The sequence below is a fragment of the Saccharothrix stipae genome (genome assembly GCF_054781895.1).
The window spans coordinates 236,242-252,475 of sequence record NZ_BAAGTN010000003.1; the positions used below are offsets into that span (position 1 = coordinate 236,242).

15 protein-coding genes are annotated in these 16,234 nt (G+C 71.5%); 10 read left to right on the forward strand and 5 right to left on the reverse strand.

Features of this window, described 5'->3' with window-relative positions:
* The first annotated feature begins 9 nt into the window (after positions 1–9).
* A complete protein-coding gene (locus ACYVLT_RS07840; RefSeq protein WP_461119449.1) occupies positions 10–261 on the forward strand; it encodes a hypothetical protein in 252 nt (83 codons plus the stop codon).
* A gap of 30 nt (positions 262–291) precedes the next feature.
* Here the strand turns inward: ACYVLT_RS07840 and ACYVLT_RS07845 are convergent, their stop codons facing one another.
* From ACYVLT_RS07845 to ACYVLT_RS07855, 3 genes are all read right to left on the reverse strand, one after another.
* Entirely contained in the window at positions 292–1,113 is an 822-nt protein-coding gene (locus ACYVLT_RS07845; protein WP_461119450.1) for a tyrosinase family protein, read from the reverse strand.
* A 33-nt stretch (positions 1,114–1,146) separates the two neighbouring features.
* Positions 1,147–1,590 carry a tyrosinase family oxidase copper chaperone gene (locus tag ACYVLT_RS07850; RefSeq protein WP_461119451.1) on the reverse strand — a complete coding sequence of 148 codons (444 nt, stop codon included), beginning with the start codon at positions 1,588–1,590 and terminating at the stop codon, positions 1,147–1,149.
* A 286-nt stretch (positions 1,591–1,876) separates the two neighbouring features.
* Entirely contained in the window at positions 1,877–3,049 is a 1,173-nt protein-coding gene (locus ACYVLT_RS07855) for a metallophosphoesterase (protein WP_461119452.1), read from the reverse strand.
* Between the two features lie 106 nt (positions 3,050–3,155).
* On the opposite strand from ACYVLT_RS07855, the gene ACYVLT_RS07860 reads away from it, so the two are divergent.
* Positions 3,156–3,332, forward strand: a complete 177-nt coding sequence (locus ACYVLT_RS07860) for a hypothetical protein (RefSeq protein ID WP_461119453.1) — start codon at positions 3,156–3,158, stop codon at positions 3,330–3,332.
* Between the two features lie 182 nt (positions 3,333–3,514).
* Positions 3,515–5,620, forward strand: a complete 2,106-nt coding sequence (locus ACYVLT_RS07865; RefSeq protein WP_461119454.1) for a putative bifunctional diguanylate cyclase/phosphodiesterase — start codon at positions 3,515–3,517, stop codon at positions 5,618–5,620.
* 193 nt (positions 5,621–5,813) lie between these two features.
* On the opposite strand, the gene ACYVLT_RS07870 is transcribed toward ACYVLT_RS07865, so the two are convergent.
* On the reverse strand, positions 5,814–6,491 hold the full coding sequence (locus ACYVLT_RS07870) for a thiaminase II/PqqC family protein (RefSeq protein ID WP_461119455.1): 678 nt from the start codon (positions 6,489–6,491) through the stop codon (positions 5,814–5,816).
* Between the two features lie 213 nt (positions 6,492–6,704).
* On the opposite strand from ACYVLT_RS07870, the gene ACYVLT_RS07875 reads away from it, so the two are divergent.
* The 4 genes from ACYVLT_RS07875 (at position 6,705) to ACYVLT_RS07890 (ending at position 13,688) form a co-directional block, all read left to right on the forward strand.
* Positions 6,705–8,831 (forward strand): diguanylate cyclase, encoded by a 2,127-nt coding sequence (locus tag ACYVLT_RS07875; RefSeq protein WP_461119456.1) that lies wholly within the window; start codon positions 6,705–6,707, stop codon positions 8,829–8,831.
* 5 nt (positions 8,832–8,836) lie between these two features.
* Positions 8,837–9,295, forward strand: coding sequence for a pyridoxamine 5'-phosphate oxidase family protein (locus ACYVLT_RS07880; protein ID WP_461119457.1), 459 nt, complete (start codon positions 8,837–8,839; stop codon positions 9,293–9,295).
* Between the two features lie 226 nt (positions 9,296–9,521).
* Positions 9,522–12,308, forward strand: a complete 2,787-nt coding sequence (locus ACYVLT_RS07885) for a discoidin domain-containing protein (protein WP_461119458.1) — start codon at positions 9,522–9,524, stop codon at positions 12,306–12,308.
* A gap of 186 nt (positions 12,309–12,494) precedes the next feature.
* On the forward strand, positions 12,495–13,688 hold the full coding sequence (locus ACYVLT_RS07890; RefSeq protein ID WP_461119459.1) for an esterase-like activity of phytase family protein: 1,194 nt from the start codon (positions 12,495–12,497) through the stop codon (positions 13,686–13,688).
* 25 nt (positions 13,689–13,713) lie between these two features.
* On the opposite strand, the gene ACYVLT_RS07895 is transcribed toward ACYVLT_RS07890, so the two are convergent.
* Positions 13,714–14,172 carry a MarR family winged helix-turn-helix transcriptional regulator gene (locus tag ACYVLT_RS07895; protein WP_461119460.1) on the reverse strand — a complete coding sequence of 153 codons (459 nt, stop codon included), beginning with the start codon at positions 14,170–14,172 and terminating at the stop codon, positions 13,714–13,716.
* A 74-nt stretch (positions 14,173–14,246) separates the two neighbouring features.
* Between ACYVLT_RS07895 and wrbA the strand changes: the two genes are divergently transcribed.
* The 3 genes from wrbA (at position 14,247) to ACYVLT_RS07910 (ending at position 16,219) form a co-directional block, all read left to right on the forward strand.
* Positions 14,247–14,879 (forward strand): NAD(P)H:quinone oxidoreductase, encoded by a 633-nt coding sequence (gene wrbA, locus ACYVLT_RS07900; RefSeq protein WP_461119461.1) that lies wholly within the window; start codon positions 14,247–14,249, stop codon positions 14,877–14,879.
* Positions 14,879–15,976, forward strand: a complete 1,098-nt coding sequence (locus ACYVLT_RS07905; protein ID WP_461119569.1) for a serine hydrolase domain-containing protein — start codon at positions 14,879–14,881, stop codon at positions 15,974–15,976. The genes wrbA and ACYVLT_RS07905 overlap by 1 nt, the downstream gene beginning before the upstream one ends.
* Before the next feature lie 96 nt (positions 15,977–16,072).
* Complete coding sequence (locus tag ACYVLT_RS07910) at positions 16,073–16,219, forward strand: DUF1059 domain-containing protein (RefSeq protein WP_461119462.1); 147 nt, start codon at positions 16,073–16,075, stop codon at positions 16,217–16,219.
* Positions 16,220–16,234 lie beyond the last annotated feature (15 nt).

The window sequence follows — 16,234 nt, forward strand, 5'->3', positions numbered from 1 at the left end:
AGGGCGTAGATGGCGAGTTCCGGACGACGACGGCATTTCGGGCGGGTGGACCCGTTCTGCCTGTTCATGGTCCTGCCGCTGGTGCTGATCGCGGGCATCCTGGTCTGGGGCGGCCTGGCCTGGGTCGGCGTGGCCGTCATCGTCTGCGCCGCGATCGTGGTGCTCATCGACTCCTGGACCAACCGGCCGCTGCCGTTCGACCTGCCCGAGGACGACGACTACGACTACGACCCGCCGCAGCAGGGCCGCCGCACGCGCTAGCCGCACGCGCGGCGAACCCGGCGAAGCCCGTCAGGCGTAGGTGTAGAGGCCGCGGTGGTCCAGCGTGGAGGCCACCGTGACGCCGAACGGGGCGAGCGCCTCGCCGACGTCGACGACCCCCGCCACGTCCCCGCCCGGTTGGTACCGGTCGGCGCCGAAGCCCCAGGTCGCCTGCCAGCGCGACCACTGCCGGTCGATGTAGCAGTGGTGCAGGAAGAACACCGGGTCGTTCGGCGAGTCGATCTGCGCCATGTGCCCGCCCACCCAGTTGTGCACGCGCCCGTGCAGCCCGGGGGACAGGCCGCCCTCCATGCGGTTGCGCATGCCGGCGCTGGACGACGAGTTCCACGGCGACACGTCGTAGGAGGACACGCCCATCACGGTGTCCACATCGGACGACGTGGGCAGCGAGCCGCGCAACGTCATCGCCCGGCGCAACGACGTCGAGGAGGTGGCGCTGACGTTGATCCGCCACCTCGTGGACCCGGCGAACGGGCCGCTGAGGACCGCGCCGTTGCCGCCGGAGCCGTTGCCGCCCATGAAGTCCGAGGTGAACGGCGCGCCGGTGGTGGAGCGGTTGGCCGTCCAGTTCCAGTAGGGCAGGTCGACCGCCGCGTTGTACGCCTTGAGGGCGTTCTCCAGCTCCAGCAGGTACTGCCGGTGCCACGGCAGGAACGACGACGACCAGTGCGCGTAGTTGTGGCTGTTGACGGTGCCGAAGTAGTCCATGTGGGTGCGCACGAACCAGTCGTAGTTGCGGCCGCCGGCCTGCGCCTTCAACGCCTTCACCGCGGCCACGAAGTTCGACTTCTCGGTGGCCGTCAGGACGGCCGCGCTCTTGCGGGTTCCCATGTCGGGACTCCTCTCGGGGTGGTCAGGCGCCGGTCACCGGTGGGTGTGGTCGGCGTGGTGGGTGAGTTCCTGATCCCCGAGCTGGTCCACGGCGAGCTTGGCCAACTTCTTGAGGCCGTCGCGGTTGTTCCCCTCGTCGAGCGGGATGGGGTCGAAGTGGTTGAGCGTGCTGACCACGGCGGTGTAGGTCTCGGTCGAGTCGGGGGCGACCGGCAGCTCGATCTGCATGACACCGAGCTTCTTGCCGTTGATGTGCACCTTGTGCTTGCCGTTGGCCTTGTCGTGCTCGCCCTTGATCTTCTTGCCCTTGTAGTTCTCCTCGAAGTCGCGCGGGTCGGCGGGCGCCTGGGCGCGGGGGCCGTGGGGGTCGGCCATCGTGCTGGACGGGGCCGCGGTGACGAAGCCGACCGTGGCGGCGGCGACCAGTGCGGCCGTCGCGCCGCGGCGGAGGACGTCACGGCGGGATAGTTCGGTCATGAGAGTCCTTAGGCGTGAACGTAGGTGCCGAGGGCCTGCCCATCGCCTCGACGACGGGAGCGGACCGTCCCTTTGTAGGCAGGGTCCGACTCCTGCGTTCCGTCAACAACGCCTGTCCTACTTACGTGTGACGGGTTCCCGCCAAAGGGTTATGGGACGCTCGTCGAGGCCCACCGAAAGTGGGCATTGGCGTCTCGGTTGGACCGACCCCGCCGAGAGGTTGGGCCATTCGGGTCAGAGGTGCCCCGGTCGACCTCGCCGGCCCCGGTGGAGCGCTCAGTGCCGCTCAGGCGGCGCGCAACGTGAGCAGGGAGATCTCGCTCGGCGCGAAGACGCGCAGCGGGGGACCCCAGAACCCGGCGCCCCGGCTCGTGTAGAGCCGGGTGCGCTCGCCGTGGCGGCTCAACCCCGCCAGCACCGGCTGCTGCAACCGCACCAGCAGGTGGAACGGCCAGATCTGGCCGCCGTGCGTGTGCCCGGACAGCTGGAGGTCGACGCCCGCCGCCACCGCCTTGCCGATCTCGCTTGGCTGGTGGGCCAGCAGCACCACCGGGTCGTCGGCGCGGGTGCCTGCCAGCGCCGCGTCGAGGTCCGCACCGTGACCGGCCTCGCCGGAGTGCGCGCCGGTGACGTCGTCCACGCCCGCGAACACCAGCCGGGCGCCACCGCGCTCCAGCACCCGGTGCTGGTTGTGCAGGCTCGTCCAACCCAACTCGGCCATGTGGTCCAGCCACGCCTGCGCGTTGCTGATGTATTCATGGTTGCCCGACACGTAGAACCGGTGCCGCGCCCGCACGTCACCCAGCGCGGCGGCCTGACCGCGGCGCTGTGCCACCGTGCCGTCCGCGATGTCGCCCACGTGGACGACGACGTCCGCGTCGAGCGCGTTGACCGCTTCCACCGTGCCCTCGGACCACCGGGTGCGGTCGATCGCGCCGTAGTGGGTGTCCGCGAGCACCGCGATGGTGAGGCCGTCGAACGCCTTGTCGAGCCGGGGGAGCGGCACGTCGGTCCGCTTGATCCGGGGCACCCGGCGTGCCTCGCGGATGCCGTAGCCGACCAGGGCCAGGCCGAGGACCACCAGCGTGACCGCGACGAACCTGGCCCGGAACGGGTTCTCCACGCCCGCCGCCAGCAGCACCAGCCGCACCACGTGGGTGATCAGCGTCCAAGTGAAGAACACCCACGCTACGCCCAGCATCAGGTGCGCGACGCGGGCGGCCCGGTCGGAGTGCCCGCGGCCGTGCGCCCGGACCAGCAGCAGCGGGAACGCCACCGACGTCACCACGAAGAACGCCGTGCCGACCGCCTGCACCGGCCACGGCCACCGCGCGCCCGGCGCGAGCAGACCCGTCCACGGCACCCAGAACAGCAGCGCGGTGATCGTCAGCAGCACCGCCGTGAAGGTGACGCGCCGCCGCGCGGACGGGCGGGGCGGCGCGGTCGTCGTGCTCGACATCGGATCTCCTCGGCGGCTTTACGAACCAGCGGGCTCTTATCGACGGTAGCCCGCCGCCGGGCCGGTGTCCAAGTTTGCCGGTGCGGTGGGCGGAAACCCTGGTCGCATGGCCGATCACGACGAACGCGTGCCAGGAGTCGACACGTCCCGGCAGGACGAGCAACTGGCCGACACGCAGCGGAAGATCGACGAGGCCAAGGTGATCGCGGCCGACCTCGCCAAGGCGACACCGGACCCGCTGCCCGACAGCGAGCCGCCGCGGGAGTCCACCCCGGGATCCTGACCCGTGCTCGGTTTCGCCCCCTGTCCCGACCGGTCCATAATGGACTCACCCGAATGGCGGTTGCATATCGGGAACTCCGGTATGGATAGTGCGTTCTCCCCGTGAGGGGATGTTCACTCGATCACCGCTTGACTTGGGGGTAACGGGGCGTGGCACGTCCAACCCGTTCCGTGGTGGAAGACGTGCTGTCGTCACCAGGGCAGGCCGGGCTGCGCCGGATCCGGCGGCTGACCGAGGCATACGCCTACCTCAGTGTCACCATGTTCACGGTGACACTGCTCTTCGCGGGCACCGGGCCCGAACGCCTGGTGCCCATCCTGCTCGTGCCGGTCATGCTCGCGGCGTGGCGACTGCGGCGGGGTCGGGGCGGCTGGGCCGTCGCCCTGGCGGAAGGCGTGATCGTCCACGGCGCGATCTTCGTACTCCCGAACCCGGCGCCCGTGATCAACTTCCTGTTCGCGGTGACGATGCGACGCGCGCTGCTCGGCAGCCGGGACCGGTTCCCGGTCAAGGTGGTGCCCGCGATGCTGGGATACGTGTCCGGCTTCCTGGCGTGGATCACGTTCAAGCCGGTCGTGGTGACGGGTCCGCTCGTCGCGTCCGTCGTGATGCCGTTGATGGGCATGGCGGTCGCCGCCATGGCGCTGCACGAGACGGTGCGCTCGGTGCGGCTGATGGAGGACGCGCACCGCACCGTCGAGGCCGTGGTGCGGGCCAGCCCGATCGGGCTCGTGCTGCTCGACGCCTTCGGCGCCCCACGACTGCACAACGACCGCGCGCGTGAGCTGCTGGACCTGCGCGCGGACGCGTCGGGGCGGGTGCCGTGCCCGCACGGTCCGGACATCTCGCAGTGCGCCGACGGTTGCCGTTCCGCCGAGGACGCGGTCGAGGTCGACATCACCCGCCCGGACGGCACGACCGGTGTGCTCGCGGTGCACGCCGTGCCGGTCGAGCACGTCTCCGAGCAGCACACCGTCGTCACCGCGCTGGACGTCAGCAAGCGCCGGGAGTGGGAGGACGCGCTGCGCACCCGTGCCGAGCGGGACGAGCTGACCGGGCTCGCGGGGCGCACGCACTTCCTGCACCTGGTGGACGAGGCGCTGCGGGGCGGTGAGGCGGTCGGCCTGCTGGTCATAGACCTGGACGGGTTCAAGGAGGTCAACGACGCCGAGGGGCACGAGGCCGGCGACTGGTACCTGGTGTCGGCCGCCGAGCGGATCAGCCGGGCCGTCGGGCCCGTCGCCACCGCCGCGCGGCTGGGCGGCGACGAGTTCGCCGTCCTCGCGCCCGGCCACGACGTGCGCGAGTCGGCGCGGCTGGCCACCCGCATCCTGTCCGAGCTGGCGCGGCCGCTGACCGGGTTGGGGCACGAGACGGTGATCCGGGCCAGCGTCGGCATCGCGGTGTCGTCGGCCAGCGTCGGGACGGCGGACCTGCTGCGCGACGCGGACACCGCGATGTACGTGGCGAAGCGGGAGGGCGGCGGGCGGATCCGACTGTTCCGGCCGGAGATGGGGGAGCGGGTGCTGGCCCGGCAGCGCGACAAGGCCGACCTGCGCACGGCGGTGTCCGACGGGCAGTTGGTGTTGCACTACCAGCCGATCGTGGACCTGGCGACGTCGACGGCGGCGGGTGCGGAGGCGTTGGTGCGGTGGCAGCGGCCGGGGCACGGGCTGCTCGGGCCGGGCGAGTTCATCGGGCTGGCCGAGGAGACCGGGCTCATCGTGCCGCTGGGCAACAAGGTGCTGGCGGGTGCGTGCGAGCAGGCGATGCGGTGGCGTGAGCAGGGACGGGCGCTCGGGGTGACGGTGAACGTGTCCACCCGGCAGCTGTCCGCGCCGACGTTCCTGCCGTCGTTGGACCGGGTGTTGAAGACGACCGGGCTGCCGCCGGAGCGGTTGACCATCGAGGTGACCGAGTCGGTGTGGGCCGACGGCGCGGCGATGCGCGGACTGATGGAGGTGCGGGAGACCGGGGTGCGGGTCGCGTTGGACGACTTCGGCACCGGGTACTCGTCGTTGAGCTACCTGCAGCGGTACCCGTTCGACGTGGTGAAGATCGACAAGTCGTTCATCGGCGCGTTGAACGACACCGGCCGCACCGCAGGCGTGGTCCGCTGCATCATCGACCTCGCCGACGTCCTGGGCGCGCACACCGTCGCCGAGGGCATCGAGACCCAGGCCCAGGCCGACTGGCTGCGCAAGGCCGGCTGCGCCTACGCCCAGGGCTACCTGTTCGGCCGCCCCGACCTGGCCGAGAACTGGGACACCCAACCGACCACCCCCTGACCCGAGAGTCCAACCCCCAGCACGCGAGAGTCCAACGTTCACGACGCGAGAGTCCAACGCTCAGGCACCCCGAGTTGAACGCTCAGCGACGCCCGGACGTAGAACCCAGCGGGCCTGAACGTAGAACTCGGGGTCTGCGAACGTAGGACTCTCGGGCGCTGGACGTTGGACTCACGCGTGTTGGAGGTAGGACTCACGAGGGCTGGGTGTTGGACTCTCGGGGGTGGGGGAGGTCGGCCAGGGTGTTCCAGAACATCAGTTCGTAGGAGTGCAGGAGGTGGGCGGAGGGGAGGGCGGTCTCGGGGGTCCAGCCGGTGGCCAGGACTTCGTCGAGGGCGCGCAGGCCCAGGGCGTCCAAGTCCGGCGCGGGTTGGGCGAAGAAGTCGAAGAACGCGCACCCGGCGTCGTCGAAACCGTAGTGCTCACGCAGCGCGGCGGCGATCGTCGCGCAATAGCCACCCCATTCCGCGAAGTTCGCCAGAATCGCGAGGAGCGCGTCATGCGGATTGCCGTCCAACGCCAGCCTGGCCACGTACGACGGATAAGCCTGGCACCCCGGCAACGGCCGGTACGCGGCCACGTCGTCCGGCGTCAGGCCGCACGCCGCCGCGAAATCACCCAGTTTGACCAACGCCAACCCCTCACCACCCGCGACCGCCGCGAAGAACTCGCGCTGCGCCGGCCCCGCGGACTGCGCGGCCAAGGTGAGGAACGCCCGCCAGTCGCTCCGCACGATGCGGTGCTCCTCGGCCGCCAACGCCGCCAACGTGGCCGGTGGCACGGCACCGCGGGCGATCAACGGCACCAGGCGGTTCGTCCCGCCCTCGCCCCTCAGCTCCTCCCGCACCCGCTCCAGCAGGTCGTTCGCCATCGTTCCCCCTCGCTCGAACACCACGCGCCACGATCGACCGCGGCACGGACAATATGCACCCTATAACGAGTGTCCGAGGCCATGCGGACGCACGGAAGCGTCTGTTCGGTGGATGAAGACTCGGCAACAGGGATTGACGCAGACCCGTAGTTCGGGTGTCATGACCCAGCCCTGGTAGGACATCAGCGTTAGCCGCAGTGGGGAGAGCCGCGATTGCGCGCCGGAGTCACGTCGGACGAAAACCGCGGAATCCCCACCGAAAAGCAGCACCTCGCCTGGACCGGTTTCCTGGCTTTCGGCCTGCTCATGGTCGGCGTCTACTACCTGCTGCCGCCATTCATGGGCGCGGTGCCGGTCCGGTTGGTCATCTACTGCGGCCTGAGCGTCCTCGCCGCGCTCGCCGCCTGGTGGGCCGCACGGCGTGACGCCCCCGGCGTGCGCGCGCCGTGGATCGTCCTCGGGCTGGCACAACTGGTCGCCGCCCTGGCCGACGCCACGTTCTACGCCTCGCACTACGTGCTGAACGACACGAGCTACCCGTCTTACGCCGACATCCTCTACCTCGGCCACTACCCGATCGCCGTGACCGGCGTGCTCATGCTGATCCGGCGCCGCCGAGCGGGCCGCGACCTGCCCAGCCTGATCGACGCGGTGTCGCTCACCGTGGCGGCGGGCCTGCTGTCGTGGGTCTTCGTGATCGGCCCGCAGACCCGCCTCGGCACGCCGGTGCTGGTCGAGATGGTGTCGCTGGCCTACCCGGTGATGGACCTGGTCCTGCTGCTGGTGTCGCTGCGGCTGCTGCTCGGCGACGGTCGGCGGGACGTGTCGTTCGTGCTGCTCTCGTTCTGGCTGGCCGCCACGCTGACCGCGGACACCGTGTACGTGCTGCAACGCCTCGACGGCAGCTTCGAGGCGGGCAACTTCCTGGACGCGATCTGGCTGGCCGGCAAGGTGGTGTTCGGCGCGTGCGCGCTGCACCCGTCGACCCGTCGGATGGCGCAGGCCGTCGACGTGCCGGGCCTGCGGCTGAGCTGGCCGCGGCTGGTGGTCCTGTCCTGCGGCGCGCTGATCGGGCCCGCGCTGCTGCTCCTGCAGAACGCCCAGGGCGTGCGTCGCGACGTGCCGGTCATCGCGGCGGGCTGCGCGGTGCTGTTCGCGTTGACCGCGACCCGGCTCGCCGGCCTGGCGGTGGACCAGCGCAGGCTCGCCATCACCGACAGCCTCACCCGGTTGCGCAGCCGCCGCTACTTCGAGGCACGGCTGGCCGACGAGGTGGCACGGGCCCGGCGCGCCGGCAGCCCGCTCGGCGTGGTGATCCTCGACGTCGACCGGTTCAAGTCGATCAACGACCGGTTCGGGCACCCGGCGGGCGACCGGGTGCTGGTCGAGGTGGCCGACCGGCTGCAGGCGGTCGCCGGGCCGGACCGGGTGCTCGCCCGGTACGGCGGCGAGGAGTTCGCGCTGATCGCGACCGGTGTGGACGCCGAGAACCTGAGCCGGCTCGCGGAACGGTTGCGGCACGGCGTGTCGCACCACCCGATCGCCGTGAGCGGTCGCCGTTCGGTGACGGTTACGCTCTCCGCCGGCACCGCCGCGTTCGCGCCGCACTACGGCACCGCGTCCGCGTTGGTGTCGGCGGCTGACCGCGCGCTGTACCTGGCCAAGAACCTGGGTCGGGACCGGGCGGTCGCCGGTGGCACATCGCTCACCGAACACCGGGAGGACGTCGCGGTGGACTACCTGAACCAGGTCGCGGACCTGGTCGACCTGCGCGTGGCCAGTCCCGGGCGCAGTCTGGCCATCGCCGAGTGGGCGCGGACCGTCGCCGAGCACCTCAAGCGGGACCCGGCCGAGATCCACAACGCGCACCGCGCCGGACGGCTGCTCGACGTCGGCATGATCGTGCTGCCCGACGACCTGCTCACCGAGTCCGGCCCGTTGACCGACCAGCAGTGGCACCTGCTGCACGAGCACCCCGACAGCGGCGCCCGGATGGTCGGCGTGCTGCCCGACCACGGCGAGGTGGCCGAGGTCATCCGCCAGCACCACGAGCGGTGGGACGGCGCCGGCTACCCCGCCGGCCTGACCCGTGACTCCATCCGGGTCGAAGCGCGGATCCTGTCCGTGTGCGACGCGTGGGCGGCGATGCGCGCCGACCGGCCGCACCGGCGGGCGTTGACCCACGAGCAGGCGGTGCGCGAGCTGCGGTCCGGGCGCGGTGCGCGGTTCGACCCGCACCTGGTGGACGTCTTCCTGGAGTTGCTGGAGAACGGGACCGTCGGCGACCTGACCGCCGGACCCGGCTCGACCGCGTCACGGGAGAACAGCCGCCTATCCTGACGCCCATGTCGCGCCGGGCCCTGATCACGATGACGACGGACGAGGTGCGCGCCTTCCTGGAGGAGCAGCGCGTGGTCACGGTGGCCACGATCGGTCCCCGCGGCAGGCCGCACCTCGTGCCGCTGTGGTTCGTGGTGGAGGACGGCGAACTGGCCGGCTGGACGTACCGGGCGTCGCAGAAGGTGGCGAACCTGCGGCGCAAGCCGGAGGCCACGCTGCAACTGGAGGCGGGGCAGACCTACGACCAGCTGCGCGGCGTGACCATGGAGTGCGACGTGCGGCTGGTCGAGGAGCAGGCGGAAGTGGCGCGCATCGGCGCGGCGGTCGCGGCGCGGTACTCCGGGCACAGCGAACCCGAGCTGGACGCGTTCGTGGCTGCGCAGGCGGCGAAGCGGGTCGGGTTGCGGTTCGCGCCGACCTCGGTGGTGTCGTGGGACCACCGCAAGCTCAGCGGCACTTACTGAGCGCCCCCAACGGGCGTCATCCTGCCACGTAAGCCGACGCAAGTTTCCGCAAGCGGCCCGCAAGTGGACCTTGTGACCTCACATCTTCGGCTGTCGTCAACTTTTTGCGTCTTTCAGTAGACATCTTGCGGTCCCGTGATGGGGCTGCTTATGGTGTGCGCCACGCCACACTGCGTTGACGTCCCTGCTTGCAGACCGAGGTCCCGTCCAACGAAGGGCTGAACCCATGCGAGTCGACCCCACCCTCCGGCGTCCCCTGGCGCTCGGCGCGGCGGTGGTGGCCACGTCCCTGGTGACCACGATGACGATCGCCGCCGCACCCGGCGAGGTCGCGGCCCAGGTCGCCGCGGCGGCGGCCACCTCGCCGTTCGACATCCCCGGCCGGGGCGCCGACGTGCCCTTCGTGGAGCACGAGGCAGAGAACGCCGCCACCAACGGCACGAAGATCGGCCCCAGCCGCCGCCAGGGCACGCTGGAGGGCGAGGCCTCCGGTCGCCGGGCCGTGACCCTGTCCGGTCAGGGCAGGTACGTCGAGTTCACCCTCACCGAGCCCGCGAACTCGATCGACATCCGCTACAGCGTCCCCGACGGCAACGGCGGCGCCGGCATCACCGCGCCGCTGTCGCTCTACCTCGACGGCGCGAAGACCGGCAGCCTCACGCTCACCTCGAAGTACGCCTGGCGCTACGGCGGCTACCCCTACGCCAACGACCCGAACCAGGGCAAGCCGCACCACCTCTACGACTCCACCCGCGCCCTGTTCCCCCGCACGCTGCCGGCCGGCTCCAAGGTGAAGCTCCAGATCGACGCGGGCGACACCGCGCCGTCCTACACGATCGACCTGGCCGACTTCGAACTCGTCGCCACGCCCGCCACCCGGCCCGCGAACTCGGTCTCCGTCACCGAGCACGGCGCCACCCCGAACGACGGCACCAACGACAACGCCGCCTTCGACGCCGCGATCGCCGCCGCCAAGGCCTCCGGCCGCGAGGTGTGGATCCCGGCCGGGCGGTTCACCGTCACCAAGCACGTCACCGTCGACCAGGTCACCGTCCGCGGCGCGGGCCACTGGCACAGCGTGGTCACCGGTGACCGGGTCGGGTTCTACGGCCTGGGCGAGCCGTCGAGCTGCGGCCAGGGGGGCAACTCCGGCGTGAGCACCCGCGTCGGCCTGCACGACTTCGCGATCATCGGCGAGGTCACCAACCGGGTCGACTGCGACCAGACCAACGCCATCGGCGGCGCGCTGGGCGGCGGCTCGGTGATCTCCGGCATGTTCCTCCAGCACACCAAGGTCGGCCTGTGGCTGGACGGCCCGTTCTCCGGCCTGACCATCCGCGACAACAAGGTCGTCGACCAGCTCGCCGACGGCATGAACCTGCACCGCGGCATCAGCAACGTGCTGATCGAGAACAACCTGTTCCGCAACATCAGCGACGACGGCATCGCGTTCTGGTCGGAGCAGCAGGCCGACCACAGCAACACGATCCGCCGCAACACCGTGGTCGTGCCGATGAAGGCCAACGGCATCGCGATCTACGGCGGTCGGGACAACGTCGTCACCGAGAACGTCGTGGCCGACACCCAGGACCAGGGCGGCGGCCTCCACGTCGGCAACCGCTTCTCCTCGGTGCCCCTGTCCGGCACGACCACCCTGTCGAAGAACACCACGCTGCGCGCGGGCGTGCTCGACTCCAACTGGCAGTTCGGCGTGGGCGCGCTGTGGTTCGACGCCCGCGACGGCGCGATGAACGGCCGGATCGACGTCACCGACACCGACCTGGTCGACAGCAACTACGAGGCCATCCAGTTCATCAGCGGCACGATCACCAACGTCCACTTCAACGGCGTGCGCATCAACGGCGCCGGCACGTTCGGCATCCAGCTCCAATCGCCGGGCGCGGCGTCGTTCACCAACGTCACCGCCACCGGCCTCGGCCGGGCGGGCATCTACAGCTGCCTGGGCGAGAACGCGTTCCAGATCACCAGGGGCGCGGGCAACTCCGGCTGGGACGGCCCGTCGTACTGCGGCCCGTGGCCGGACCCGATCTACACCGACCCGACCAACCCGCCGACCAGCACCACCACGACCACGACCACGACCACGACGACGACGACCACGACGACCACGACCGTTCCGCCGGGCGGCAACCTGGCCAGGGGCAAGGCGGTCAGCGCTTCCACCGCCAACGGCGGCTTCCCGGCGAGCCACGCCGTGGACGGTGACGCCAACACCTACTGGGAGAGCGCCAACAACCAGTTCCCGCAGTCGTTGACCGTCGACCTGGGACGGTCGGAGAACGTCGGCCGCCTGGTGCTGAAACTCCCGCCACCCTCGGCGTGGCAGGCGCGCACGCAGACGCTGAGCGTCTCCGGCAGCACGGACGGCGCGAACTACGGCCAACTCGTGGCGTCGGCCGGGTTCCGGTTCGACCCGGCGTCGGGCAACCAGGTCACCATCCCGGTCTCCGGCACCCACCGCCACCTGCGGCTGACGTTCACCGGCAACACCGCCTGGCCCGCCGCCCAGCTGTCCGAGCTGGAGGTCTACTCCGGCCCGGCGTCGACCACCACCACGACGACCACCACGCCTCAACCGACCGGCAACGTGGCGCGTGGCAAGCCGGTCCAGGCCGCGGCCACCGGCGGTTTCCCGGGCGGCAACGCGGTGGACGGCGACGCCACCACGTACTGGGAGAGCCCGAACAACGCGTTCCCGCAGGCGTTCACGGTCGATCTGGGCAGCCGGATCGCGGTGAACCGGATCGTGCTGAAGCTGCCGCCCGCCGCCGCGTGGGCCGCCCGCACGCAGACCTTGAGCGTGTCCGCCAGCACGGACGGCGCCGCCTACGGCCAACTCGTGGCGTCGGCCGGGTTCCGGTTCGACCCGGCGTCGGGCAACCAGGTCACCATCCCGGTCTCGGCGAACCACCGCTACCTGAGGCTGACGGTTACCGGCAACACCGGCTGGCCCGCCGCCCAGCTCGGCGAGTTCGAGGCGCACGCGGGCTGACGCCTCGGCGGGGGTCTTCGGGTAAGGCGGTCTTCGGGCAACGGCGCCGGGCGACCGCGTTGCCCGAAGACCGCCCGCGCGACAGATCGAGGCCCCTGGGGGCGGCATCCGCCGTTAACCCGGCCCGCCTAACGTTCGGCGCAGCGCGCGTCCCGGGTGGACGCGCCACGGCAGAACGGAACACGCATGAGGAGACCGCTGGTCATCGGTCTGTCCGCGCTCGTCCTGGTGTCGACGGCGGTGCCGGGCTCGGCCGCGCCCGGCGACCGGCGCGACTTCGGCCGCGCCACGTTGACCGGGTTCGCCGCACTGCCCGCGGTGACGTTCGTGCCGGGCAGCGAGCCGTCCGGCGCCGCCCTCGGCACGGCCCCGGTCAACGGGATCGTGCCGCCGTTCGCCGACCAGCCGGTGCAGGGTTTCAGCGGTGTGCTGCGCAACGCCGACGGCACGTTCGACGTGCTGTCCGACAACGGGTACGGCACCAAGGCCAACAGCGCGGACTTCACCCTCCGCGTGCACCGGATCGGCCCGGACTTCGCCACCGGCGCGGTGGACGTGCTCGGCGGCATCACGCTGACCGACCCGAACGGGCACGTGCCGTTCGGGCTGACGCGGCCGGACCGGGTGCTGACCGGCGCGGACTTCGACGTCGAGTCGATCGCCCGCGCGGGCGACGGCGGCTACTGGATGGGCGACGAGTTCGGCCCCTACCTGCTGCACTTCGACCGCGCGGGCCGGCTGCTCGCCCCGCCCGTGCCGCTGCCGGGCGTCTTCGCGCCGGAGCACCCGGCGGGCACGCCGAACCTCGGCGGCAGCAAGGGCTACGAGGGCCTGGCGCTGTCCGCCGACGGCCGCACGCTGGACGCGCTGCTGGAGGGCACGGTCGCCGGCGACGAGCCCGGCACCTTGCGCCTCAACCAGTTCGACCTGGAACGCGGCCGGTACACCGGCGTCCGCTGGACCTACCGGCTGGACCGGCCGGAGCACGCGATCGGCGACGCCGTCACGGTGGACCGCAACCGGCTGCTGGTGATCGAACGCGACGGCGCGCAGGGCGTGGACGCCCGCGTCAAGCGGGTCTACCTGGTCGACAAGCGGGACCGCGACCGGGACGGCGTGCTGGACAAGACGCTGGTCGCCGACCTGCTGGACATCGCCGACCCGCGCGGGCTCGGCGGCTCCGGCGAGACGTTCACCTTCCCGTTCACCACCATCGAGGACGTGGTGATCCTCGACGACCGCACCATCGGCGTGCTCAACGACAACAACTTCCCGTCCTCGTCCGGCCGCACGCCGGGTCGGCCCGACAACAACGAGTTCATCACCCTGCGCCTCGGTGACGACCTCGACGCCGACCCGCGCGTGCTGCGCCGGCGCTAGCCCTCCCGGGCCCACCGCTCCCGGCTCACTGCTCGCGCCACGACCGCTGCTCCTCGGCGATCCGCCGGAACAGCCGCTTGAACTCGCCGAACGCGTCCTCGCCGACGCGTTCGGCGAGGCGGCGCTCGATGGCTGCCACGATCGCGTCCGACCGGCTCATCTGGGCCAACCCGCGTTCGGTGGGCACGACGAGCTTCGCCCGCCGGTCGTCCGGGTCCGGCTGCCTGGTGACGTAACCCAGCGCCTCCAGCTCGTCCAGCACCTTGCCCACGACCTGCTTGTGCTGACCGGACCGGCGGGCCAGGTCGGTGGCCCGGGTGCCCTCCTCGTCCAGGTAGGCGAGCACCGCGCCGTGCTGCGGGCGCAGGCCCGGGTAGCCGTCGCGGGCGAGGGTCTCGAACAACTCCTCCTGCACGGCGAACAGCAGGCGGCCGGTGAGAACGCCCAGGTCGGGCTCCGTGTGCTTGCGTTCGCCCCGTCGCATGCCACTCCTTTGGTCACCAAAGGTGATAGTCACCATATTTGACGATCACCGCTCATGACTATATCGTTCGAGCCATGATCAAGCAGGAGGAGGGTTCCGTGGACAACCCCGTCAAGGTCGCGATCGTGTACTACTCGGCCACCGGCAACATCGCCCAGATCGCCCAGGAGATCGCCGAGACCGCGGAGAAGGCGGGCGCCGAGGTCCGACTGCGCAAGGTCGCCGAACTCGCGCCGCGGTCCGCGATCGACGCCAACCCGGGGTGGGCCGCCAACGCCGCCGCGACCGCCGACGTCCCGGTCGCCGTGGCCGACGACCTGATCTGGGCCGACGCCGTGGTGATGGGCACGCCGACCCGGTTCGGCAACGTCGCCGCGCAGCTCAAGCAGTTCCTCGACACGCTCGGCGGCCCGTGGCAGCAAGGGCTGCTGGCCGACAAGGTCTACAGCGGCTTCACCTCGACCGGCACGCTGCACGGCGGCCACGAGTCGACGCTGCTGGCGTTGGCCAACACGTTCCACCACTTCGGCGGCATCGTGGTCGCGCCCGGCTACACACATCCGGACAAGTTCGCCGACGGCAACCCCTACGGCACCTCGCACCACGACGCGGGCGGCACGGCCGCGGTGGACGACACAGTGCGTGCGGCGGCCCGCGTGCAGGCCGAGCGGGTGGTCCGGTTCGCCCGCGCGATCGCCGCGGCGTGATGCCGGTCGACGGCGTCGTCGCGCCCGGCTTCGAGGGCGTGCGCGAGGAGTTCGCGGCGGTCGTGGCCGCCGAGCCCGACCCGGGCGCCCAACTGGCCGTGTACCACCACGGACGGCCCGTGGTCGACCTCTGGGCGGGGTTGGCGCCGGACGCGCTGCTCGCGCTGTACTCCTCGGGCAAGGGCGCGGCGCACCTCGTGGTGGCGCTGCTGGTGCAGGACGGCGTGCTCGACCTGGACCGCGCGGTGGCGTCGTACTGGCCCGAGTTCGCGGCCGGGGGCAAGGAGCGGTTGACGCTGCGGGACCTGCTCGCGCACCGGGCCGGTCTCGTCGGCGTGACCGGTGGGTTCGACGCGGAGGAATCGGCCGACGACCGGCTCATCGCCGCCCGACTGGCCGGCGAGCGTCCGGCGTGGGCGGACGGCTACGGCTACCACGCGCTGACCATCGGCGCGCTGACCGGTGAGGTGGTGCGGCGGGCGACCGGGCGGACGTTGCAGGAGGTCTACGAGGAACGGGTGCGGGCGCCGTACGGGCTGGACCTCCACCTCGGCCTGCCGGCGGAGCTGGAACCCCGGTACGCGCCGGTGCGGCCGACGACCTCACCGCCGCCGGCGGCGCCGGAAGGGCTGACCGCGCTCGCGTTCAACACCCCGTTGGACCTGGTCGCGTTCGCCAACACCCGGCGCGTGCGCGCGCTCGGGCAGGCGTCGGCGGGCAGCGTGGGCAACGCACGCGGCCTGGCCCGGATGTACGCGGCGGCGATCGGCCCGGTGGACGGGCCGGCGCCGTTGCTCAAGCCGGACGTCCTGGCCGAGTTCACCCGGCCGCACAGCGCCGGTGTCGACCTCGTGACGGGGGAGCGGGACCACTTCCTGCTCGGCTTCGAGGCGCAGGGCGTGCGGTACCCGGAGCTGGGCGCGGACGCGTTCGGGCACAGCGGCGCGGTCGGCGCGCAGGCGTTCGCCGACCCGGGCAGCGGTGTCGCCTACGGCTACACGCGGCGTCGGTTCGTCGCCGGTGGCGGCGGTGGCGCGCCGGAGAACCGCCGACTGGTCGCGGCCGTGCTGCGCGCGGCGGCGCAACGCCGGGGGTGACGGCGGGGTCCGGCGGGCCCGTACTCGAACGGTCGACAACCTCCGCGCCTTCAGTACAGTCGATCGTGAGAGTGAGATCACCAGCGGAGGGTTGTCATGAAGCGGAACCTCACCTGCCCCTGCGGCGAGCCCATCACCGGTCAGGACGAGGACGACCTGGTGGCCAAGGTCCAGCAGCACCTGAAGGAGAACCACCCGGGTCACGACTACTCCCGCGACGAGATCCTCTTCATGGCCTACTGAGTTCACGGCCTGCCG